This window comes from Pseudomonas sp. 2995-1 (assembly GCF_002742505.1).
In the GTDB taxonomy this organism is placed as follows: domain Bacteria; phylum Pseudomonadota; class Gammaproteobacteria; order Pseudomonadales; family Pseudomonadaceae; genus Aquipseudomonas; species Aquipseudomonas sivasensis.
Window position 1 is genome coordinate 57,115 of record NZ_LJSA01000322.1, and the last position, 20,793, is coordinate 77,907.

34 protein-coding genes and 1 pseudogene are annotated in these 20,793 nt (G+C 56.8%); 15 read left to right on the forward strand and 20 right to left on the reverse strand.

The features are described from left to right. Positions 1-18 precede the first annotated feature (18 nt). Complete coding sequence (locus tag AOA61_RS08430) at positions 19-447, forward strand: hypothetical protein (protein WP_099601542.1); 429 nt, start codon at positions 19-21, stop codon at positions 445-447. Between the two features lie 66 nt (positions 448-513). Here AOA61_RS08430 and AOA61_RS08435 read toward each other — a convergent pair whose 3' ends face one another. The 8 genes from AOA61_RS08435 to AOA61_RS08475 all read right to left on the reverse strand — a co-directional run bounded on the left by AOA61_RS08435 (position 514) and on the right by AOA61_RS08475 (position 6,318). Further along, entirely contained in the window at positions 514-825 is a 312-nt protein-coding gene (locus AOA61_RS08435) for a hypothetical protein (RefSeq protein ID WP_099601543.1), read from the reverse strand. Positions 826-894: 69 nt separating this feature from the next. Further along, entirely contained in the window at positions 895-1,485 is a 591-nt protein-coding gene (locus AOA61_RS08440) for a hypothetical protein (protein ID WP_099601544.1), read from the reverse strand. Further along, positions 1,482-3,110, reverse strand: coding sequence for a YqaJ viral recombinase family protein (locus AOA61_RS08445; protein WP_099601545.1), 1,629 nt, complete (start codon positions 3,108-3,110; stop codon positions 1,482-1,484). Before AOA61_RS08445 ends, AOA61_RS08440 begins: the two co-directional genes overlap by 4 nt. Next, on the reverse strand, positions 3,107-3,913 hold the full coding sequence (bet, locus tag AOA61_RS08450; RefSeq protein WP_099601584.1) for a phage recombination protein Bet: 807 nt from the start codon (positions 3,911-3,913) through the stop codon (positions 3,107-3,109). The genes AOA61_RS08445 and bet overlap by 4 nt, the downstream gene beginning before the upstream one ends. Positions 3,914-4,081: 168 nt before the next feature. After that, positions 4,082-4,276 (reverse strand): hypothetical protein, encoded by a 195-nt coding sequence (locus AOA61_RS08455; protein ID WP_099601546.1) that lies wholly within the window; start codon positions 4,274-4,276, stop codon positions 4,082-4,084. Between the two features lie 569 nt (positions 4,277-4,845). Then, the gene (locus AOA61_RS08465; RefSeq protein ID WP_099601548.1) at positions 4,846-5,283 is read right to left on the reverse strand and encodes a hypothetical protein; all 438 of its coding nucleotides are present in this window, start codon (positions 5,281-5,283) and stop codon (positions 4,846-4,848) included. Positions 5,284-5,443: 160 nt separating this feature from the next. Next, positions 5,444-5,764 carry a hypothetical protein gene (locus AOA61_RS31180; protein WP_158234794.1) on the reverse strand — a complete coding sequence of 107 codons (321 nt, stop codon included), beginning with the start codon at positions 5,762-5,764 and terminating at the stop codon, positions 5,444-5,446. A 257-nt stretch (positions 5,765-6,021) separates the two neighbouring features. Beyond that, the gene (locus AOA61_RS08475) at positions 6,022-6,318 is read right to left on the reverse strand and encodes a hypothetical protein (RefSeq protein WP_095184961.1); all 297 of its coding nucleotides are present in this window, start codon (positions 6,316-6,318) and stop codon (positions 6,022-6,024) included. A gap of 138 nt (positions 6,319-6,456) precedes the next feature. On the opposite strand from AOA61_RS08475, the gene AOA61_RS08480 reads away from it, so the two are divergent. Next, the gene (locus tag AOA61_RS08480) at positions 6,457-6,753 is read left to right on the forward strand and encodes a cupin domain-containing protein (protein ID WP_095184960.1); all 297 of its coding nucleotides are present in this window, start codon (positions 6,457-6,459) and stop codon (positions 6,751-6,753) included. Between the two features lie 75 nt (positions 6,754-6,828). Here AOA61_RS08480 and AOA61_RS08485 read toward each other — a convergent pair whose 3' ends face one another. The 9 genes from AOA61_RS08485 to AOA61_RS08525 form a co-directional block, all read right to left on the reverse strand. Continuing rightward, on the reverse strand, positions 6,829-7,212 hold the full coding sequence (locus AOA61_RS08485; protein ID WP_099601549.1) for a response regulator transcription factor: 384 nt from the start codon (positions 7,210-7,212) through the stop codon (positions 6,829-6,831). 439 nt (positions 7,213-7,651) lie between these two features. Further along, entirely contained in the window at positions 7,652-7,903 is a 252-nt protein-coding gene (locus AOA61_RS08490; protein ID WP_099601550.1) for a DUF1654 domain-containing protein, read from the reverse strand. Between the two features lie 171 nt (positions 7,904-8,074). Beyond that, positions 8,075-8,485 carry a VOC family protein gene (locus tag AOA61_RS08495; protein ID WP_099601551.1) on the reverse strand — a complete coding sequence of 137 codons (411 nt, stop codon included), beginning with the start codon at positions 8,483-8,485 and terminating at the stop codon, positions 8,075-8,077. Positions 8,486-8,700: 215 nt separating this feature from the next. Beyond that, positions 8,701-9,024: a DUF2388 domain-containing protein gene (locus AOA61_RS08500; RefSeq protein WP_099601552.1), complete on the reverse strand. Its 324-nt coding sequence runs from the start codon at positions 9,022-9,024 to the stop codon at positions 8,701-8,703. 110 nt (positions 9,025-9,134) lie between these two features. Further along, a complete protein-coding gene (locus AOA61_RS08505) occupies positions 9,135-9,566 on the reverse strand; it encodes a hypothetical protein (RefSeq protein ID WP_099601553.1) in 432 nt (143 codons plus the stop codon). Positions 9,567-9,825: 259 nt separating this feature from the next. Continuing rightward, positions 9,826-11,109, reverse strand: a complete 1,284-nt coding sequence (locus AOA61_RS08510) for a DUF1828 domain-containing protein (RefSeq protein WP_099601554.1) — start codon at positions 11,107-11,109, stop codon at positions 9,826-9,828. A 134-nt stretch (positions 11,110-11,243) separates the two neighbouring features. Further along, entirely contained in the window at positions 11,244-11,462 is a 219-nt protein-coding gene (locus AOA61_RS08515) for a hypothetical protein (protein WP_099601555.1), read from the reverse strand. Next, positions 11,459-11,692 (reverse strand): hypothetical protein, encoded by a 234-nt coding sequence (locus tag AOA61_RS08520; RefSeq protein ID WP_099601556.1) that lies wholly within the window; start codon positions 11,690-11,692, stop codon positions 11,459-11,461. The genes AOA61_RS08515 and AOA61_RS08520 overlap by 4 nt, the downstream gene beginning before the upstream one ends. An 18-nt stretch (positions 11,693-11,710) precedes the next feature. Then, on the reverse strand, positions 11,711-12,379 hold the full coding sequence (locus AOA61_RS08525) for a LexA family transcriptional regulator (protein WP_099601557.1): 669 nt from the start codon (positions 12,377-12,379) through the stop codon (positions 11,711-11,713). 87 nt (positions 12,380-12,466) lie between these two features. Between AOA61_RS08525 and AOA61_RS08530 the strand changes: the two genes are divergently transcribed. From AOA61_RS08530 to AOA61_RS08575, 9 genes are all read left to right on the forward strand, one after another. Next, complete coding sequence (locus tag AOA61_RS08530; protein ID WP_099601558.1) at positions 12,467-12,682, forward strand: YdaS family helix-turn-helix protein; 216 nt, start codon at positions 12,467-12,469, stop codon at positions 12,680-12,682. A 215-nt stretch (positions 12,683-12,897) separates the two neighbouring features. Then, the gene (locus tag AOA61_RS08535; RefSeq protein ID WP_099601559.1) at positions 12,898-13,716 is read left to right on the forward strand and encodes a Rha family transcriptional regulator; all 819 of its coding nucleotides are present in this window, start codon (positions 12,898-12,900) and stop codon (positions 13,714-13,716) included. Positions 13,717-13,736: 20 nt separating this feature from the next. Further along, on the forward strand, positions 13,737-14,510 hold the full coding sequence (locus AOA61_RS08540; protein ID WP_256583359.1) for a Pyocin large subunit-like protein: 774 nt from the start codon (positions 13,737-13,739) through the stop codon (positions 14,508-14,510). Next, positions 14,507-15,220 carry a replication protein P gene (locus tag AOA61_RS08545; RefSeq protein WP_099601561.1) on the forward strand — a complete coding sequence of 238 codons (714 nt, stop codon included), beginning with the start codon at positions 14,507-14,509 and terminating at the stop codon, positions 15,218-15,220. The genes AOA61_RS08540 and AOA61_RS08545 overlap by 4 nt, the downstream gene beginning before the upstream one ends. Next, positions 15,217-15,453: a hypothetical protein gene (locus AOA61_RS08550; RefSeq protein WP_099601562.1), complete on the forward strand. Its 237-nt coding sequence runs from the start codon at positions 15,217-15,219 to the stop codon at positions 15,451-15,453. Before AOA61_RS08545 ends, AOA61_RS08550 begins: the two co-directional genes overlap by 4 nt. Then, complete coding sequence (locus AOA61_RS08555) at positions 15,450-15,866, forward strand: recombination protein NinB (RefSeq protein ID WP_099601563.1); 417 nt, start codon at positions 15,450-15,452, stop codon at positions 15,864-15,866. The genes AOA61_RS08550 and AOA61_RS08555 overlap by 4 nt, the downstream gene beginning before the upstream one ends. 202 nt (positions 15,867-16,068) lie before the next feature. Further along, complete coding sequence (locus AOA61_RS08565; RefSeq protein WP_099601564.1) at positions 16,069-16,674, forward strand: recombination protein NinG; 606 nt, start codon at positions 16,069-16,071, stop codon at positions 16,672-16,674. Further along, on the forward strand, positions 16,671-17,216 hold the full coding sequence (locus tag AOA61_RS08570; RefSeq protein WP_099601565.1) for a hypothetical protein: 546 nt from the start codon (positions 16,671-16,673) through the stop codon (positions 17,214-17,216). Before AOA61_RS08565 ends, AOA61_RS08570 begins: the two co-directional genes overlap by 4 nt. Positions 17,217-17,347: 131 nt before the next feature. After that, positions 17,348-17,719, forward strand: coding sequence for a hypothetical protein (locus tag AOA61_RS08575; protein ID WP_099601566.1), 372 nt, complete (start codon positions 17,348-17,350; stop codon positions 17,717-17,719). A gap of 41 nt (positions 17,720-17,760) precedes the next feature. Here AOA61_RS08575 and AOA61_RS08580 read toward each other — a convergent pair whose 3' ends face one another. Next, positions 17,761-18,078 carry a hypothetical protein gene (locus AOA61_RS08580; protein ID WP_099601567.1) on the reverse strand — a complete coding sequence of 106 codons (318 nt, stop codon included), beginning with the start codon at positions 18,076-18,078 and terminating at the stop codon, positions 17,761-17,763. 217 nt (positions 18,079-18,295) lie between these two features. On the opposite strand from AOA61_RS08580, the gene AOA61_RS08585 reads away from it, so the two are divergent. From AOA61_RS08585 to AOA61_RS32175, 3 genes and pseudogenes are all read left to right on the forward strand, one after another. Next, a complete protein-coding gene (locus tag AOA61_RS08585) occupies positions 18,296-18,667 on the forward strand; it encodes a chemotaxis protein (RefSeq protein ID WP_099601568.1) in 372 nt (123 codons plus the stop codon). Then, positions 18,667-18,984: a hypothetical protein gene (locus AOA61_RS08590; protein WP_099601569.1), complete on the forward strand. Its 318-nt coding sequence runs from the start codon at positions 18,667-18,669 to the stop codon at positions 18,982-18,984. Before AOA61_RS08585 ends, AOA61_RS08590 begins: the two co-directional genes overlap by 1 nt. A gap of 48 nt (positions 18,985-19,032) precedes the next feature. Then, positions 19,033-19,220, forward strand: a pseudogene (locus tag AOA61_RS32175) (hypothetical protein). Between the two features lie 20 nt (positions 19,221-19,240). On the opposite strand, the gene AOA61_RS08600 reads toward AOA61_RS32175, so the two are convergent. Next, positions 19,241-19,801 (reverse strand): hypothetical protein, encoded by a 561-nt coding sequence (locus AOA61_RS08600; protein WP_099601570.1) that lies wholly within the window; start codon positions 19,799-19,801, stop codon positions 19,241-19,243. A 110-nt stretch (positions 19,802-19,911) separates the two neighbouring features. Next, positions 19,912-20,118, reverse strand: a complete 207-nt coding sequence (locus AOA61_RS08605; RefSeq protein ID WP_099601571.1) for a hypothetical protein — start codon at positions 20,116-20,118, stop codon at positions 19,912-19,914. 75 nt (positions 20,119-20,193) lie between these two features. Between AOA61_RS08605 and AOA61_RS08610 the strand changes: the two genes are divergently transcribed. Continuing rightward, positions 20,194-20,793 (forward strand): hypothetical protein, encoded by a 600-nt coding sequence (locus AOA61_RS08610; RefSeq protein ID WP_099601572.1) that lies wholly within the window; start codon positions 20,194-20,196, stop codon positions 20,791-20,793.

Here is a 20,793-nt window from a genome sequence, read left to right on the forward strand (position 1 = left end):
GTATTACGGGTGACCGGCATGGAGCCGGATCAAGGAGTGGATTTGATAACTAGGCAGCTTAAGAAGGGCATGGAGCAGAAACTCCTGGCTCTGATTTATCGAAAGTATGTGGAGCGCCTAGGGCATGGCGTGCGCAATCTCCGTGAATTTCCGATCTGGATAACAAGCGCAGAGGTTTACCTGCCTGATATGCCAGAGCTCAGAGAATACGACGAGAACATGGCTCGTGATCTGTTTGTCGATGTAATGAGGGAGCTGGAGGCTAGCGGTTACGTAATATTCGATAGCAATATTGCTTTCTTTCTAACCGAAGCTGGTTACGGAAGAGCTTCAATGACACCGGTGGACAAGTTTCTAGATTTCTGCAACAAGAATCAGGGCTTGGCAGTCCCTATTTCCATTGTGAGTTTAATTGTTTCTTTTGCTGCCTTGTGGGCAGGTACTTGAGTATAGGTACAGAGCCGGGCTTGTGTTATGTCACTCTCCGTTACCGGATGCAGCGAGTAGGGTGGGTTATGCTTCTTCGGCGTCGAGCCGCGATGCTTGGCGTTGGCCGATGGCGTAGAGTTCTGCCGCCACGTTTTCGTTTACTTCTATTTTGTGGCGGCTTCGCAATGCCTCAATCGCGCCTTCACGACCAAGCGAGTGAACATGGCGCAGGCAGCCGGCCATTATCGAGCCTTGCTCCGTGTCCTGGGTCCACTCCATCAACTGCAAGAGCCAGTCTTTCTCGCCCTTGCACACACGTAGCCGGAGATCCTCCGTTCCGCGCTCCTTGCGTTTCGCCGCGCTCTTCGCAGATCGCTGCTGTTGAGTTGCAGCCATGGCCTACCTCTTCTATTCCGCTGGCCGGCAGTGCGAGCCAGGTTTGACGTTTTCGTTGCTGAATGCGGGCTATGCGGCGCATGAAGTTCCGCCCTGGCGCGCTTTGGGGTAGTCGATTCCGTGGGCGGCGATGATCCGCTCAAAGGCCTTGCTGCCGATTGCCAGCTTCCCGCAGCACTGGCGCCGGCTGATGCCAAGCTCCATGAATGCCCTGATCCGCTCGGCGAACTTCGCATCCCGCTCCTTATCAACAACGTTGTGCACCAGGTTGCGAGCGCCGCCCCGGCTTGGCGCCTTAAACGTGATGTCGTACCGGGCGGCGTGGTTGTAGATGAGCCGTCGGCTTACACCAAGTGCAGCAGCGACTTCGGTTTGGGTGTGCGTGATACCTAGCTGGCGTATCTGCTCTACGAGCTTCAGGCGGGCCTGGGTGCGGATGTCGTCCTTGTCGAGGGGCAGGGCATCTGCCTCAGCTTTGCGCCGAACAAACGGCTTTGGCGCGGGCTGCTCCGCGGGTACATATACGACGGGCGTCGGTGGCGGGGGAGGCTCAATCTCTTCGATTTCGCCACCGGCCGCTACAAACTCGGCGACCTGGGCCGCCAGTTCATCCGAGGCAGGGCGCAGTTCCTCGATCATGCTGAGGTGGTTGCTGATCATGCTGCCGCCTTGCCGAGTGTCACCCCGGCCATGCTGAAGTTTGAACCCTGCGCTGCGACCACTGCGTCGAGCGCATCCCAGTTGACCAGAAGCAGTGTGATCGGCGCCTGACCATCTGCTACGGCCTTCACCAGTGCCTCGAAGTCCGTCACGTTGGCCTGAAGCGCTACCGGCTCGACCGCTTGGGTAGTTACTTGCTTTGCGACCTGGGTCATGGGTGCTGAAGTCTGAACCGGTGCGGCGCGGACAGGCTCCGGTGTCGCGACCTTATCCACGACTGGCTCTGGCTTTATAGCTGCCAGGCGCTGGGCTTCTTGCTCTTCGGCGATACGTTTCGCGTCGGCCTTTTGTTGCTCCGCCTTCTGATGTTCGGAGATTCGGAATTTGATCAGCGTCACCAGGTCATCGTTGGCTTTGGTTACCAGCTGCTGAACATCGCTAAACAGGAATGCGTGATCAACAGCGAGCTCCGCCAGACTGGTCAGGTTCAAGCGAATGCTGTCGGCTGCCTGGCTTGCATCGATCTTCGCCCGGGCCAGTTCGGTATCAACTGCGTCCTGAAGGCTGGCGATGGTGCGCTTGTTCTTCATGGCGCCGGCGAAGTCCGAAACAACATGAGGCAGCGTGACTTTGCCGAGGGTCTTGTTGATTGCGGCGATGTGGTCCGCCAGGGCGAGTTCCGCCTTTTGCTTGATCGCGGTCTTCACTAGCAGCTCTTGAGCCTTCACCAGCTTGTCGACCTTCAGGCGGGTCTCGCGGGCATGGGCGCTGATGCGATCCAGCGACGAAAACAGCTCGTCGATGCTTTGGGTCTGCGACAGGGCCTGTTTCTTGGCGACCGACACGGCCTCTTCGACATCACCGCACCACTTGACCGCCTTCTTTGCATCGGCGAAGTCCTGGTCGGTGGAGAGCGTGGTTTTCACCGAGTCGATGACAGCCAGCGCCGAGTCTTCGAACACCTTCAGGTTGCTTGCGGTGACCATCCCGGTCAGCTCGATGCGCAGCGCTGGCAGCTCGTCCGGGGCTTTGCCGACTACGATTGAAGGAGCGTCGGCCATTTCGAAGTTGGCCAGGTCCGCCTCGAACTGTTTCCAGCCTTCGATCAACTGGGCCGCACGGCCGGCGACGGGCCGGTACTCCATGTGCACGAAGTTCTCCGCGGTGCCATCCGAGCAAACAAAGATCACTCGCTCAGCGCCGCTAACCAGCAGTTGCTGTTCAAGCTGCCAGTAATAGTGCGGAGCCAGCTCACCAGCCTTCACCTGGGCCACAACCGACTCATTCCAAAGCTTGTGCTCGAACAGGGTCTCGCCGAGCATTGTGGCGCCGTCCATGGAAGCGAGAAGGTTGCCCTTGGTGCCAACGATCGGATACAGCTCTTCGCCGATCAGTGCTTCGGCCAGCGGGCGAGCCATGGCTTCGGTTGCGTGGCCTTTGTCGAAGATGAACTGCTGAGATGGCGTGACATCGGGCGTGATGCCGGCCTTCTTGGCGACCAGCAGGTCGGTGCGGGATTGATACTTCGAAGTGCCCATCATTGCTGGGGCTTCGGAGGCGGTGCGGAACTGGGCGCGGAGGGCAAGCCACTCGGCGGAGCCTTGAGCTACGTTGTGAATTTTCATGCTGCGTCTCCATCGAGGGCTTTGAGGTTGGTGATTTTTTCAATCTGCGCCGGGCTCAGCGTGTACTTGCTGCTGATGGTCGCAATGAGGTGTTCAGGGCTGGTTCGGTTCGAGTCGATAAGTGGCTGCCACTTCTCGATGTTCTCGGTCAGCAGGTCGTCGGAATAGGCGGGTAGCGCTTCTGGCTCAGGATGGGCGTGCTGCCGAGGGCTGACATCGCGCGAAGGCTCTTCGAATGCCTTGCCTTCCATCTCGTCGGCCGTTGGCGCCGACCCGACTTCGGGGAAGGCTTTGCGTAGGGCCTGTGCTTCGGCGCACTTTGCGAGCTGCGCAAATGCTCGACGCTTCCACATAGCGTTGGGCGCCGAGGTGTCCTTGCTCGATGTCGCGTAGTTTTCAAGCCAGCGCTCGTTGGCCGTGTATTCGGCAACCAAACCGTTGCTCATTTGCCGCTTGACCGTCACACGACACCACTCGGGGTAGGTGACTTCTACGCCGCTCAGTTTTGCCGTTACTGGAGGGCCATATTCAGGCTCGCTGATTCCGGCGTACTGGCCGGTGCGTGCCGCTTGAATGCGGTATAGGCCGATGCCAGGCATCACCGTGTCCTGCATCTTTTTTGTCTTCGAGTTCCAGATCGGGACGATGTGCACCGGCTTCAACATTGGGTCCAGGTGCGCGGCCTGGCAGTAAGCCAACACCATCACTACAGAGTTCTTTTCGGCGCCGGGGTAGAGGCTGCTGCTCAGTACTTCAACGAGCGCGGCCTCCGACATCGCAGGAGTGTTGTCGTCCTGCTTGATTACTGCGGACATGGGGAATCCTTGCCGCGATGCTCGCAGCGATTGAAGGTGTTGGTTATTGAGTGATTCGATCAGCGAGGGCGCTGAGCAACATCAGGAAGGTGAATAGGGCGAGGGCAGGGAAAGCGCCACGCCAGATGAGAATGCGCGTGGTGCGCTGGTGGGGAGTCAAGGCCGAACTCTCACTGCGATGCGACCGCCCTTCATTGTCGGCGCCAGCCGCTGCGGAGGATTCCTTACCAGGTCTTCACGCTTGCGGCCGATCAGTTCATTGAAAGGAATGCCAAAGCCCAGGATGGCGATTCGACTCTCGATTTCGTTGAGTTGTTCTTCGATTAGCGATTGGACTGGTGCAGTAGTCATGACCTTCTCCTTGCGTGTGTATCGCTGGCGCTGTCGTGCTCGTGAACGGTTTTTTCGACGAGTGACGTGTCTAGATCAATGGTTCTGTGAGTAGTGGGGGTTGCCACCTCGATCCTCGGCGTCTACCCTGAAAATGTATGAATTGTTACGAATAATTTCGGTAGTGACCGTTTTCGGGTCACGCTACTTCAGGACGAGGAACGAAAAATGTTTTCACACGAAGGTCCCGCATTAGAGCTGTTGCTGTTCGTTATTGGCTTGTCTGGCCTGCTTTTGGTCGTGTGGTTTATTCACCACCAATACGAACGTTTAACTGGGAAAAACGTAAGAAAACAACAAAGTCGTAACGAAGGGCGCTCGACGTAATCTAACGGCCTATCTAACCAGCCGAGCCAGCCTCTTCCGACTGGCTCTCAGTAGCCACGCACTGTAATGATGAAACTCTTCAGCATTGATGGTGCCTTCGGTGAAGTGGCGAACGATCAATCCCTCTACCTGCGACTCGGCGAGGGGCGCTGCGTCCGAAGGGTCAAGGGCAAGCAACGCAGCCGTTATATCTACATGCGCGCTCATAGGTCCGCATCCACGTCGTCTTCTGCCTCTTCCCGCTCTGCTGCAACCGCGTCGACGGCGTAGGGCTTGAGCATCTCTATGGCGATCCGCTCGGCGGCTTCGATAGGGCGGGGCTGACCGATCAAATCGGCAGCGTGCCCGCGTGAATCCGACTGACTGCCAAGGATCGAGGAAAGGAACAGTCGAGCGAACGAATCACGCTCGTCCAGACCGTCGATTTGGCGCTGATTCAGGTGGCCTTGAAGGTACGTGCAGTAACGATCAAACGTCACCACTTGCGGCTGGCCGTGGCGGCGCTTCCACTTGATGTCCATGCCGCACACCAGCTGTTCCGCCGAATCCTCCAGCCACTCCTGTTCCGGATTCGCGTCGCTGACATCTGGAGGCAACTGAGCGTCGAATCGCTCTTGGCATAATTTCAATACTGCGCTCATGGTCGCCTCCGAGGCGGCTGCGTGGGTTAGTCGGTGTAAGCGACGTATTTGAAGTGGCCGTCTTTGAATCCCGGCATAAATAGGCCTGTCGGGCACCTGACCGGTAAGGTTGTTGGTAGTGGGTGGGGAGGTGTCTATGCGGGGGATAACTGGAAAATCGTCAATCAATAGCGCTATGATAAATTTCAGTTTTTTCAGGGAGATCAATGATGTTTTTAAAGCGAATTTCTGCAGCGCTTCTGCTATTGAGCGTTTCTTCGGTCGCAAGTACCTTGGCAAGCGCAGCAGAGGACGACACCGAAAACGCCGTCAATTTGCTGGCCATTGAAAGCCTTTGCGTCAAGGCCAATCCAGATTCGAATAGCAGCGTTGAGAACGCTTTAAATAGCGATCCGGAGACGACCGAGTCGCTTAGAGCAGAAGTTCGCCGAGTCAAATCTGATCCAGCTTCCAAAGCAAAAATCCAATCGTTGGCGTTCAATATGAGCAACTCTGTCGTCGTATCTAAGCTTCCAGATATGTGCTCGTACTACCTCCCCAAGAAGTGAGAACGCATACCTTATGCTAGGTGTCTCGCACCTGCGGGGTTGGCGTCCGACATCGTTAGAAGGCTCTCATCGCACAGTCAGCCTAAGCTGACCGCAACCGGAGCCGGGTGCCGCCCACCGTTACCGGCGCTTGCTGGCATCGAACTCGACCCAGAGCGCATTGACGATTGGCGTCCTCCATTGCTTGGGGTTAGGCGGTGGCTTTGGCTGCGATTAGCCGCTTGGCCTCAATCTCTTCGTCGAATGACAGAAGGTGAGGCGCTACTAGGTAAAGGTTGAGCAATCGTTCGCTTTCATCCGTTGACCATGTCTGGTCGGCTAAGCGTTTTTCGTCGTACTTGGCATAAGCCAAAAGAGCCGATTCGATAACTCCACTCATGGTTCTGCGCTGGATGCGACCCATCACGTCGAGCATGTACTTAACGCGGGGGCTGATTCGAACGCCGATTTGGGCGCTCCTGGTTTTTACGCCAACCTTCTTGGCCATGACTCTCTCCGTTCGTTGGTTCACCTGTATTCGTCAACACTCATGCCTCCCGCTGGTTGCCGATGGGCGCGGGGTGAGTGCTGACGGGTAGAGGTGAGGAGGGGTATAAGTAGGGAAGTTCGAAATAAGGAGTTTTCTATGTCCCTGGTGGATCTTGATTTGACCTCGAAGGCCTTGCCTCAAGCTTGGAAGTCCACCGTTCTAGGACGGGTAGGCGGCTCCAATATCAAAGTCCTGCGCATGGATGAAATGTCCGTTGAGGCAGAGGTGCATGACTACACCGAGGGCTTGCTAGTCATCTCCGGACAGTTATTGCTGGGAGTCGATGGTGAGTGCGTGCGCGTGGGAGAGGGACAAATTTATCTGGCTGAAGCTGGTGTTCCGCATGCAGTTTTGTCTGGAAGCTACGGGACACTTGTCATCATTGATGTTTGAAAGGCCGCAGGTGCCGGAACTGGCCGGCACGCAGCTGACCAGACAGTTAACGAAAGGCTGTCGTGGCTGTTTCTGTTAAGCGGTCAGCCTAGGACATTCCGCCCGGCGCACCATCCGAGCCTGAGCCATCCGTCTTTCCGGCGCCCGGCGATCACGACGCAGCGAGTCGTCACTGATCGTTGAGTGCATGGCGATCAGCGCCGCCAGTACAAAGCACACCGGCGTGATAATCTGGCGCTTCATGGCCTCGGCCACCAAGGCCGTGCGTTTCGTCACGCCCAGCTTGAACATCGCATTGGTCAGGCGCTTCTTCACGGTGCCTGCCTCTATGCCTGCCTCTCGGGCGATCTCTTTCGAAGTGAAGCCCTGGGCAATCCAAAGCAGAAACTGAAGCTCTCGCGGCGCCAGGCCACGTCCGAGATGACCCTTCCATGCGCCGTTGATGATTGTTGCTTCCATCGTCGTTACCCTCGGTTGGTTTCCCGTTAGGCCCTGTTGCCAAGGACTATCGGTGAAACCCCCGACCTCGCTACTGGCGTCAGGCCGGGGTCGAATCGAACTACCGAGAAATCCTCGTTAGTTCCAAATTGTTCTTCCAGCCGCGGGCCTTTCGGCTTGTTCCCCCGCTGGATAACTGTTCTTGGCGCTTTACGCTGCACGCCCGGGTCAGTTGCCAACCCTCTGAACCGTTGAGGCCGGTTCATCGCTGCCTTTGAATCTGGGCCGGTGGTGATCCGGCAAAGGGGTGTCGCTAAAGAGCGGTAGGCTTTGAGGCCCTTCGCAGTCCCTCGTAAGTTGCTGCGATGGAGTAAATATAGGCAATCCCATATTTATCGTCAATGGGTATTCCCATATTATTATTGGGGGCGATGAAAAGCCCGCTCAACGGCGGGCTGTTTTAAGAGTCGCAGTACTCGCGCCAGCCGATCCTGACGGCGCCGTCATCTAGGTGCTCAATCCTTATTCCGGCGGTATCGCCAATGTCTTGGATGACCTGGTGCCAGGCTTCAGGGCTTTCATCGTCGCGCCTGGAGACCTCGACCAACTGAATCCGCTGTACCCGGGGAGAGGCGATCAACCCTTGCAGGCGGCGGCCAACAAGCTCGTAGGAATTTCTCGGTTTTGGTGCGGGGTAGGGTTCCTGGTTCATGTGTAGCTCCTTGCAAATACTGTATGCATACACAGTATTGGTGCTGTCATGTATTGGCAAGAGGGCAGCAAGAAGTTTAATGCATAAATGCATATTTTATGATGGGTGCTTTCCGGCAGGAATGAAAAAGCCCGCTGTGGGCGGGCTTCAAGCGAATACGGTGAGCTGCGGCTACCCCGCCAAGTCCAAATCACCACGATGAGCGATATGCACCTTATTGCCATCTGGATCACGTAGGTACGCACCGTAGTAACCGTCACCATAGTGGGGACGTTGGCCAGGTTCACCTTCATCAGATCCGCCCGCAAGAAGCCCAGCTGCATAGGCGCTGTCTACCGCATTTGAAGAGGGTGCGGTGAAAGCCACCATGCTGCCATTTCCTGTTCCGGCTTCATTGCGGTCATAAGGGCTATACACATAAAAGCGAGGGAGGACGCTATTTGGCTTAATCCAGCATGCCGAAGGTGGCCCGCCATCAGGCGTTACAGGCCTACGACAGAGCCCCAGGGGGATCAGCACCGCGTCATAGAAGGTAGAGGCCTTATCAAGATCGTTTGTCCCAACGGTTACGTGACTGAACATCCTGTATTCCTACTTACGAAGGCGAGGCGTTATCGTGTCATTTTGACGGTGGGCGTGTATAGCCGTCGTTGGGTAAGTTGGGGAGGGCGAGTTTCGGCCCTCCAAATCTCAGACAAAGAAAAGCCCGCGATGGGGGGTAGCGGGCTTAAAGGGTTTCACTAGGAGCTGGGATAACCATAGGCGCCCTACTGTGAAAAGTTCGTGAATGCTCGTGCTCAGTACGAGGTAGCGATTGCCTGTGCCAACTGCCGGTCGGTCATTAGAGGCGGCAGGTATGTCGTGCGATAAAAGCGAACTGCCTGTTCAAATTGGGCTCCGCGAATCTGACCTTCTGACCCAATGAATGCGAGCGCGTCAGCCTTAGCAGGCTTGAAGTTGTTCGATGCAAGCATGGTAAGCCCGGTGGTTCCCGCAACGGTGTAGGTTGGAGCCATTAGCACTGATAGCATCGAGTTGTTATAGGAGTCATCGGACCCCTCTGAAGCATGAGCATTGATCGATACCATAAGGGCTGCAGCTACAATCTTCCATGAGTCCATTCTTCGATGCTTCCATTGCGATCTGAGTGCGCCACCATAGCAGAGCAGAGCGCTCGCCAGATACAACAAGCCCGGCGCTGGGCCGGGCTTCGATGTAGGAGCGTTAGGGACTAACGATGCTTGTTCTTGTGTTTATGTTTGTTGTTGCCTCTGTGCTTCTTACCATCCGATCGATGACCGCTCTCATCATCCGCTAGGTTGTTTCCTAGCGCGCCACCCGCCGCGCCGCCGAGACCTGCACCGATAGTCGAACCAGTTGTGCCGCCGAGGCGATTACCAATGAGAGAGCCGCCAGCCGAGCCGATACCGCCACCTAATGCTGCTTCAGCTCTGTTGCCTCTTTGAGCGCCGACAGCACTGCCGGCTGCACCACCTACTCCTGCACCTACCGCCGCACCCGTTGAGCCGCCGAGATGCTGACCTACGATATTGCCAAGTGCACCACCAACGCCGCCTCCAAGAGCGGCTGTGCCATCTCCGGCAGCTAGTACTCCTTGCGAAATGAGGGCACCCAAAAATAGGGCGGGCAGTGTCATTTTCATCTTGTGAACCTCTATGGGTTGTCAGCAGGCGCTCACGGTTTAAAGCACGCCTGGTATTACGACTGGAGTAGAAGTTTGTAGTTCTCTACGGGCGGTGCCTGCGGGCGAATGGTTGTAACAAGATATGCCGTGATGGATTCGGTTCCGGAGGTCGGGCTTAAGCGGGTGCTGATAATTGGGATGACCAGAGGAGCCCGAGTGTGAATGGGCAGAAACAAGAAGCCCGGCGCTGGGCCGGGCTTCTGCATCTAAAACTTGATCAGGCGGCCTGCAGCGCTGCGTAGAGCTTCTCGCTATTACCCTCGAAGACCACAATTGATGCGGTTTCGGCTAAAGCAACCATGGCTTGCTGAGTGGACTCATCTTCGCCACGCTCCAGGATTACGGTGCGCTTGGTATTGTCGCCAGAATTTTTCAGATCGCCCATCTTGCCGACGGCTCCATAGATACTTGCCCAGTTTGGTTTTCCAGCAGATCCGGCGGAGATAGTTTGGATGACCATCTGATTTGCGGTTCCTGGGTTTAGCACAAAAGGAAAGGAAAGCTGATGTCCGCTAGCCCCTGCCAAAATAAAATCTCGTCGTAAGCGGTCTTTATAAATGCGCGACAAGATGGATCCGACCTTCCGCTGGAATTTGGGCGTTTGAATTACGAGCGAATCGCTGCAGGCGTCACCGATTCTGGAGGCGGCCTCAATGAATCTAGCTATCTGAAAACCTGCCTCGCCCTCAGGGCAGACAGTGTGAAGCTCGCCATTATCAGATAAGGACATTCCGCTCAGCTTGGCGATATCTCCGAATTTCTTGGAGCGCCTCTGGTCTGGGGCTATCCCATGAGTCATAGCAGTGAACAAAATGTCGGAATTATCACTTATGCGAACTAGTCCGCGCCCAATATCCTGAACGAACGCGCCTATAGCCATGCCGTCGAAGGAAAGCTTGAGAGGGGATTGAATGTAGGCCAGTCCATCGTTGATATGACGGCAACGAAAGCCCAGCTGCCTGCTGATGTCTGCACAGTTCATAGTAAGTCCATTTGCCCGCTTTCTGATTGCGGCTGTCGCGGCGGCAACGTAAAAGGTGGCGCCCCTGAAATATTGGCACGCTCTAGGAAGATACGCCATAACGCCTGAATGTCGGTCATCAATGGGCTCTGCGTATCCTGAAGATCCTTCAGGGACTGGCACGTGCACATGAGGATGGTCCGCATTTTTCCCATAATGCGGCATGCCCTTTCCGATAGTGTTGACGTGTTCGCTTGGACCATTTTCGTCAAGGGCCAGCAGCCTGGCGCCACCAGCAACAAAGGTCATTGATACCTTGTCCGGCACTCCGTCGAAGTCACTGTACTTATGGAAAATATCTAGGAAGTAGCCCTCTTGGACGACATCTTTAATCGATATAGGGATGCGACACTTGTGGGACGCTGGAAACCCTTTCCCGCCCTGGGCCTTCCAGATAATGGTCTTGGCTCCAGCCCAGGATTTTGGGACGGAAATTGCCGCCATGGCATCTGTGTACGGAATCTTGCCGGCTTGCGCCATTCCCTGCTCCTATAATTCACGAGCCTCAAATGAGCGCGCTTCCTTTTTTTGGTTCAGTTGAAACCACTATGTCACCCGGCGGAGCGCACGAAGCCTACCTAGGCGTCGATCGCACATTCCTTCCCGCCTGCACCTCATCCATGCACACCATAGAAGTGATTCAGCGCTATCAGCTCAACCACAGCCACGATGGCACAGAGCACAACGAAGCCAGGGCTGAAGACTCGCTTGCGATTAGATGAACCATCACCCAGCCAGAACGCGCCGGTGCAGAGGGTAAAAACGGCCATGAACGCCACCCAGGCCCAGATCCAAAACTTGCTCCAGAAGCGCTGCTCTCGCCATGCAGTCATTTGCGCTGTTCCGCAGCCCGACTTATCCGGCCGTCCTTCACCTCGTCAGCGTAACCCACCAACCTGTCCGCTTCTTCGTAGAGCGTACCCACAAGCCCCATCAGGGCTATGGCGTCGGCATCGCTGAGTCGGCTGGCCAACCTACCCAAGTCGATACAGGACTGCTCAAGATTGGAGGCTATCGCCTTGAGGTCGCGGCGCAATTGTTGATTAGGTTTCGTGAGGGACATGGGGCCTCCTGGAACGCATCAGTAAAACTTCTGCAGCGCCTGCACTACCACGCCCACGATCCGGCAGCTCTCGTCTACCGCTTCGATTGGGTAGCTAGGGTTGAGTGGCTTTAGGAACAGCCGTCCGCCATCGCTGACCAGCTTCTTGAATGTCGCCTCATTGCTGTCTGGGAGCTTGGCCACCACCAGCTTACCTGGTGCAACCTCAGCCTCAGTGTCCACAAGGATCAGCGTGCCCTCGGTAATGCTCTGACCGGCGGGCGCTGTCATTGAGTCACCTTTGACTGTCAGCCAGAACGCAGGGCCTTTGGAGTCGTACTCCGAAAACTCGTAGGTGTCCGAGATTCCAGTCGGATAGGGCTCCACGGCTTCCGCCCAGGCGCCGGCGGCAACCCAGCTGACTACCGGGTACCGGAATGACTTTGTTGGATGGGCGGCGGGGGAGATGTTCGACTGACCAGAACTGGATGGGGACCCAGGCACCAGCATTGGTCCGATCTCGTCGGAAAGCCATTTGGCGCTCACTCCGCAGGCGTCAGCTATCTTCACGACGTGAGCGGTGGCTTTTGATTTTCCACGCTCAAGGTCAGAGATAGAGGTCTGTGTGATTCCTGCTCTTACAGCCAATTCGCCCTGATTGAGCTTGGCATGTCGGCGTGCAGTCTTTAAACGGTCTTTGAATTCCATCCGGCGAGTATTACGGGTGCTCCCATATCCTTGCAAATCGGCATTCCCATAAACTAGTATATGGGCATTCCCGTATGGAGGGTCAGCATGAACACTATTTATAAGGACCTCGTTGCCTTCTTCGGCACCCAGGAGATCACCGCCGAAAAGCTCAAGGTTGATCAAAGTACCGTTTCCGGCTGGGTTCGTGAAAAACACGGCATGTCTCCAGTGGTTGCCAAGCGAGCTGAGGCGTTGACTGGAGGTGCTTTCAAAAAAGAATCCCTGTGCCCGTCGTTTCCGTGGGCCGAGATGGCTGCCTAAGCGAGATCCCTATCCGCCAATCCATGTAGCCAGTATCGGCCCGGCCGGTCTGCAACGTAAGAAACCTGAGGTCGCTGGAGTTTTATCCAGTGGTTTTTGAAAAGGCGAAACGGGGAGTAGGGCGGGGAGGTTGGCGCTTCGGCGCTGAATTACAGGCACAAAAAAGCCGACGGTCGAGGTCGGCTAATTCGATAACACTTTGTGAGGCCGATTATATGCAAACCCAGCCACATATCAATAGCACTACCAATCGCGCGCCACGTTTTTCTATATCTGAAAACGTGGCGCGGACAATGTCGTCTCGGGAAATCGCCGAATTGACCGGCAAGCAACATCAGCACGTTAAGCGCGACGTGGAAAAGATGCTTGGCGAACTCGAAGAAGATGCGTCCAGTTTTGGACGGATCTATTTGGACACGATGAACCGCCAGCAGACGGAGTATTTGCTCGACCGGGAGCATACCGACTGCCTTCTAACCGGCTACAGCGCGGCAATGCGCATGGCCGTTATCAAGCGCTGGCGAGAACTGGAAGGTGGCCGTGTCATTGCAACCCTCGCTGACTTCTCAAATCCGGCAGCGGCTGCCCGCGCATGGGCGGACGAGGTAGAGCAGAAGCAGGCGGCTGAACAGGCTCGCCTTCAGTTGAGCGTTGAGGTGCAGGCTCAAGCAACCAAGATCCACTCCTTGGAGAACCTGTTCAAGGAGGGCATGACCCACACCCAGTTCTGTAAAGGCCTCAACGGGGTCAACGTCATGCAGGTGGGCAAGTACCTGGAAGCCCGCAGCTGGCTCTACAACGAGAGCAAGTCCGGCCTACGTCACCGTGTTGGCTCCTACGCCCGCGACAAGTACATGACCGAGCACCAGGTCGAGGTCACCCCTCACGGCAAAGACCCATTCATCTCCTACACGCCTGTTCTGCTGAAGAAGGGTGCCGCACGCCTGTACGACTTGTACCTGGCCGGCGAGCTGCCCATGAAGAAGACCTGGGACGGCCTGTTTACCCACGATAAAGCACAGAGGGCCGTGTAATGGCCGGGGACTGGATCAAAATGCGAATCGACCTTCAGACGCATCCGAAAGTATTCCGCATGGTGTCCGCATTGAAAGCGGACAGGTTGCGGATCATCGGCGGACTGCACATCGCTTGGAGCATCTTCGACACCCATTGTGATGATGGTGTGCTGGTTGGCTACACCGTTGATGCGATGGACGCGGTTGTGGGCTGGCCAGGATTCACCCAGGCCATGATCGACGTGGAGTGGGCGGCCATTCAAGACGACGGGAGCCTCGTAATGCCTCGCTTTGACGAGCATAACGGGGCCAGCGCCAAGCGCCGTGCCAACGATAACGAGCGCAAGCGCAACGACAGAAAGGCGAAGAATGTCCGCAATGTGTCCGCTAGTGATGCGGACAGTTTGCGGACCAGAGAAGAGAAGAGAAGAGAAGATAAAGAACAAAAGCCTTACGGCGATGACGAGGTCGATCACACTGAGTTGTTCGCGCAGTTCTGGGCCCTGTATCCACGCAAGGTGGGCAAGGAAGCTGCACGCAAGGCGTGGGACAAGCTCAAGCTGACCAACCAGCTTTTCGATTCTTTGGTTCAGGCGCTGGGGGCGCAGTGCCTCACAACCGACTGGATTAAGGAGAAAGGACAATTCATCCCGCACCCATCGACGTGGATCAACGGCAAGCGCTGGGAAGACGAAGTGCCCGATCCGTCGCCAGTTGGTAGCAACGTCCACCAGTTCACGCCGCGCCCTCAGTCTGGCGAACCAGACTTCAACAGCAACGCGTGGGCTGACGGCCTTGTGGCTCGCCCATGAAGCCAGTCAACCAACTTATGGCGACCATGGGCAACCTTCCGGCTGAAAGCCATGTCCAGCCGCTCGACATCACGCCGCAAACTGTCGAGGTGGTGAACGATCTGTTCCGCCGGCTGCGTGGGATCTTCCCTGCATGGCGCCAGGCGTGGCCGTCCACCGAAGCGCTCGATGCTGCCAAGGCCGAATGGATCAAGGAGTTCGCCGACGCGGGCATACGCACCCTGGAGCAGATCGAGTTCGGCATCCAGAAGTGCCGCAAGCTCAAGAAGCCGTTCGCGCCGAGCGTTGGGGAGTTCATCGCCATGTGCGTGCCGGGGCCGGAAGACTTCGGCATGCCGTCCGTTGCGGACGCCTGGATCGAAGCCCTGATGGAGACGTACACCCATGAGGCCGTGAAGCTGGCGGCTGAAGCGACAGGCCTGTTCGATCTGCGCGGGGCCCGACAGGAAGACAAGGGTTTGCGCGCTAGGTTTAACCGCAACTACGAAATCATCCTGCGCCGCGCCCAGGCCGGTGAGTCCCTTGACGGGAAGATCGCCGCCGGCATCGGCCACGACAGCCAGAAAACGGAATTCGAACTCGCCAACGAGCTGGCCGACCAGCAGGTCCAGGCAAAAATCCTTCAGCAAGGCATCCCGGCTGACGGCGTGTCGGCGCGCGCTCTGCTGATGGCTAAGTTCGGCAAGAAGATTTCGGAGCAACGGACATGAGCATCGACAAACAGAAACTCCAGAAGCTGCTGTGGGCCGAGGCTGCGTCTTTCCGTGCCGACTGCGCTGACTGGAAGCGCAACACAGAGGCGCTCCAAGACTTCCTGGGGGAGAAGACCGTTGAGGAAGTGGCGCTGGAGCTGCTGGCCGAGAACGAGACGCTGCGCAAAGAGCGCGACCAGCTTGCCGAGGAGAATCGTGGGTTGCTCGAAGACTTTGCGGGGGGCCTATGACCAGCCTCCAGATCCGCAACGAATCAGACCGCAACAGGGCCATGGGTCATATCGCCAGCCTGGACCTGAGCAAGCCCAAGAAGCTGGCCATCACCGAAGTAGACCGCAGCGGGGAGCAGAACAAGGCCCTTCACGCGGCGCTGGCCGATATCGCCGCCCAGGTCGAACACGCCGGGAAGAAGTGGGATGTCTTGATCTGGAAGCGCCTTCTCACCGCGGCCTGGCTGCGCGAGACCGGCGACCAGCCTCAGATGATCCCAGCGGTAGACGGCAACGGCTTCGACGTCATCTACGAGCGAACCAGCAAGCTCACCGTGAAGCAGTGCGGCGAGTTGATCGAGTGGGTGCATTGCTTCGGCGCTGAGCACCAGGTGCGCTGGACGCAGAAAGACAACTGGGGAGGGCGTTACTGATGAGCCATCAACAATGCGAATGCCATCGGTGTATTGCTGAGCACAAGCTGGGCCAGCAGGTCGGCTCCATGTGGTTGCCGCTCTCATCCACCAGAATGATTCTGTGCCCTGTGTGTGGCTGCAAACGCTGCCCAAAGGCAAGCGACCATGATCTGGCATGCACGGACAGCAATGAGCCAGGCCAGGCTGGGAGCGTGTACCAATGACCATCGAACGGAAGCCGGCCAGGCCGAAGAAATGCCGCGTTGCTACGTGCAGGGCCTCATTCGTCCCAGCGAAGCCGTTTCAAACCTGGTGCTCGCCAGACTGTGCAGTGGCGATCATCCGCCAGCGACAGGATAAGCAGCGAAAGTCGTTCGCACAGCGCGAGCGCCGGGAGATCAAGGTACGCAAGGAGAAGCTGAAGACCAGGGCGGATCACTTGCGCGAAGCCCAGGCGGCGGTGAACGAGTACGTGCGCCTGCGTGACGCTCACCTGCCATGCATCAGCTGCGACTCGATGCCGAACGACAACGACCTCATGACCGGCAGCCGCTGGGACGCTGGGCATTATCGATCCGTGGGGGCCTGCCCAGAGCTGCGCTTCGAGCCGCTGAACATCCACCGCCAGTGTGTGAAGTGCAACCGCAACCTTTCCGGCAACGCCGTGGAGTACCGCATTCGCCTGGTACCGCGCATCGGCGCCGAGAAGGTCGCTTGGCTGGAAGGCCTGCATCCGCCATGCAAATACACTTTGGAAGAGATCAAGGCCATCAAGGCCAAATACCGCGCAATGACCAGAGAACTGAAAAAAGGGGAAGCCGCATGACCTATCGCAACGTTGTTTCAGCAGTAGTTCGCGCCCTTGCGGCCGAGACGATCAGTTCCGCCGGCGGCTGCGACTTTGAGCCCAAGGTGCAATGCGCCAAGCAGAAGGGGGAGATCGTCGGCAAGGAGGCGGCGTTTCTCCAGGACTGCTGGGTGTTCGGCCGGCTGCACAAGGCGTTGACCCCGGCGCTCTGGCGGGCACTCGTGGCGAAGTATTCCACGCATGAAGAGCGTAAGCACGGCGCGATTCTGGAGCTGCTGAACTCGGTGCGGACACCTGCGCCGAAACGGTTCCGCGAGTGTGCGGTACTGACCTGGGCCATTCCGCAAGTTGCCGGTGCCGAGGGCAAGCGTTCCGCCGCAGTGCTGCCGGCCGCTTGGTACGACATCACCAATTGGGACAACGACGGCAAACCCGAGTCGACCAGGTACCGGTGGCGCTCGGGGATCCGCAAGACGCTAGATGACCAAGTCAATGAGGCGCTGACTGCTGCTCAGGAGTTACTCGACGCTGAGGGCTTAATCGAAAGTTGCGCGGCGTAGCAAATAGCCATTGCAATGAGTGAGAAAGTGAGAGACTATTTATCCATCCTGTCGATCTTGCGCGTTAGGGATAACCGCATATAACCCAGCCAATGAGCTGGGTTTTTCGTATTCGGTCCACGGAGTTTTACATGGAAGTTTGGGAGTTAATCCGGCGCCTCTTGGCTGGCGCTACAGGCGGCAATCAGTCCCATATGCCAGGACTTATCGGAACCACGTATTACTGGGACTTGAAAAGAACCGGGTGCGAGCTGAACCAGGGCTTTATTGAAATCTCAGATGCCGCTGAGTTGTTTGCTGAAAAAATGCAGGAAGCTGAATTAATCCGACCCGCCGGTGTGCGCGGCGGAGGAATCGCGATCTTGGGCGCCATGGAGCGCACCCCCTTCGGAGAGGAACTTTACAAAGCGCTAGGGCGCCGGGAAGTCCTCGCCAGCTTTGAGCGGGTCGATGTGCCAATCGATGTTAAGTCGATTCAGGCTGCTCTGCTTCAGGCAGATTGAGTTTTATGAAGGCCCGACCTGAGAGTCGGGCTTTTTTGTTTTTACAGGATCAGCGTTGGCGGCTTGTACTCAGGGGCTATCTTTTGAAGCGCCTTAAGCCCATTGCCTGTTAAAACGTGACTTGGGCCAATTTGGTAGCCGCGGTCCGAGACGTAACCCTCCTCAACAAGCCAAAGGAGTGCACCACGAAGCTCTTTGGCGAGTTCTTTGTATTCATCGCTCGTATTCTCTCTCCCCCCAATGAGTTTTGGATCCTCCAGGGTCAGGCCTATTGAATTTGGCGTAGGGTGGTGCGGAGCAGGAAAGTATTCATATAAATCCTTGAGTATTTTTGCCGAGACGGCATTGAAACGATCCATGTAGATGTCCTTCGGTTTTGTGTGAGTCCGAAAGATAGCACGGTGCCACTTCGCGCTTGCAAGCTGGAAGCACGGTGCGGCATGCACACTTATTCATGGCCTCAGCGTTCGCTGGGGCTTTTTCGTTTTCGGCCCCGCCACACCCTTCGCACTGAGCAGGGAGTGCCGCCGGGGCTGACCTATTTCTGGCGAAGGCCATTTTTTTCATGGAGTGACGATGGATCCTACTGACCTCGGCCCAGGCACAGCTACCTGGCTGGGCGGTAGCGCCACCGTTGTACTGGGCGGCCTGCTTTGGCTGCGCCGCTTCCTTTCCAAGGATGCGACTGACCGCGCGATGGATAACGCCGATATCGGCACGCTGAAGCGACTCAACGAGTTGCTGAACCAAGAGCGCGCCGCCCGTAAGGAAGCCGAGGCCCGCGCTGATCAGTTTGCGAAAGAGCGGAACGACCTAGCCGCCGCCGTTGGGCGTATGGAGGGCAAGATCGAAGCGCTCACCAGCCAGGTCGCCCAACTCACTGACCGCGTGACGCAACAGAGCGACGAGATCACTCGCCTGCGCACCAAGCTGGGAGGTATCGCCTGATGGACAGATGCGCATTGGAATTTATCGCACGCCGCTGGTGGCGCCGGGCCGAGGTCTGGGCAATCGCTGTAGTGCTGGTGGGAGGCGGCGCCGTTCTTGGTTATCAGGTCGCCTACTGGTCTCTCGCTGAGAGCCAGTCCAATCAGGTTACCGACATCCGCAAGGCCTACGATACCGCGATGGGGGAGCGCGACAAGCGCCTGGAAGAACTGACCCGCCAGACCGGTACCGCCGCCGACAAGGCCACGAAGGCTGCAACTACTGCGGCCCAGGCTGCCGACAAAGCGGACGAAGCCCTCAATCGGGTATCGCAGTAATCCGCGCCACGTTTTTGAATGCGCCAAATCGTGGCGCGAGGTTCTCAGATGAGCAGCGTCACCCGCCTGCGTCACGCGCTGCCAATGAGCCAGGACATCAACAAGGTCCTAGCTGATCTGGATATATAGCTAAGGCTGTGGACGCCGCGAAATCAGCAGGCCTGCCCCAGGGCATCGTCGTGGCTATCCTCCACGGACAGGCACATGCTGAAACGGCTAGGATGTTGAGCTCGTAACTCAGGGCGTGCCGTATGAGTTAACGCTTCATCTTTGCGATCAGTGTGCAGCGGCAGTATTCACAGCTGCAACTCTGATCAGCCAAGTCATCAAAATCTTGTGTCACGGCTACCGACTTTCCATCCATAGACTTACACCAAGCACAATCGCGCTCATCCCCACAGCTAAGGACTGAATAGCTGTTGAAGCCAGCAGATTTGATACGTGAGATGCCTTCCCTGCGCAAATGTTTGTGAGTGGCTCTTAGGTAGAGACGATGCAGTACAGGCTTTGGCCCGATTGCAAGCCCTTCATCTGTAAGGGTGGCCAGATGCCCTTTAGTAATTTTCATTCGGGCATTAAGGCCCAGTGCACGTTTCTGTTCAGTAGTAAGTGCTTCTTCATCTGCAAGTTTTTTTGTGTGAAGAAAGTCGTTCAGGACTGCGAGCCTCCCCGACTCCTTGATGTGCGGAGAGGCCGCGATCTCTTTCCTAAAATACTCAGTGAGCTGGTTCGGAGCTTCGGTGGCGATCTGACGATTAATAGCGGGTCGACTAGACGGTTTGGGGCCGAACAGCGTTGCTAAAAGTTTCCTTAACATGGCACCTCCTTTTTGTTTTCTCGACTGGGTGACTTGTAGCTAGTCGACGCTCTGTCGATTGGCGAGATGGGGGGGGGAGGTGTGCCACAGGTGAGTGCGGCACGGGTGTGTTACTTGACCTTCAGTGCTTCCTGGATCTTATCCGCGTATTCGGATAGGTGTATGAATTCACTTTTCAGAACAATATCCGCCCCTCCAGCAGCTTTCGCTTCGATAATGCTAAGGGCGGCCGCTACTGCTCTAGCCCGCTGATCCTGTTCGGTGGTCTCGCGAGATGTAGCATCCATCACGTAACTAGCTGCGTTGTGATTCGACATTTTGCTTCCTTTCAGTTGATTTGATCTTCACCAATACCGGCAACGCGCCACTATTTCAAGCATCAGAGAGAAGCCATGACAACCAAGCAACCCGACTGGGAGGCAATCGAACGCGCCTACCGGGCCGGTTCGCTTTCCATCAGAACGATCGCTGAGCGCCAAGGCGTAAGCGACACGGCAATCCGGAAGAAAGCCAAGGTTCAAGGATGGGCGAGAGACCTTTCTGACCAGGTGCGCAAAGAGGTTCGCAGCAAGCTGGTTCGCGGAGAGGTTCGCAACGACCAAGGCGCGAACTGCGAACTTGATGCCGAGATCATCGAAGAGGCCGCAGAAGAAGGGGCGCGGGTGGTTCGCAGTCACCGTCGGGACATTCGCAAGGCCACGAACCTTGCGAACCTGCTGATGGATGACTTGCTCAATACCATCCAGCGCCGCGAAGAGATCGAAAACGCGATCATCGACGAGACTGACGAGGACAATAACGGCATGCGCCGGGCCTCGATGCTCGCTGCTGTCGCGCTACCCAGCAATTCCAAAACCCTGTTCCAGCTTTCCTCTGCAATGAAGAACCTGCAAGTTCTGGAGCGTCAGGCATTCAGCCTGGACGAGAAGGAGAAGACGGACGACGCCGACGAGATCTCGAAGATGATGGATGAATTAACACAGGACGCCTGA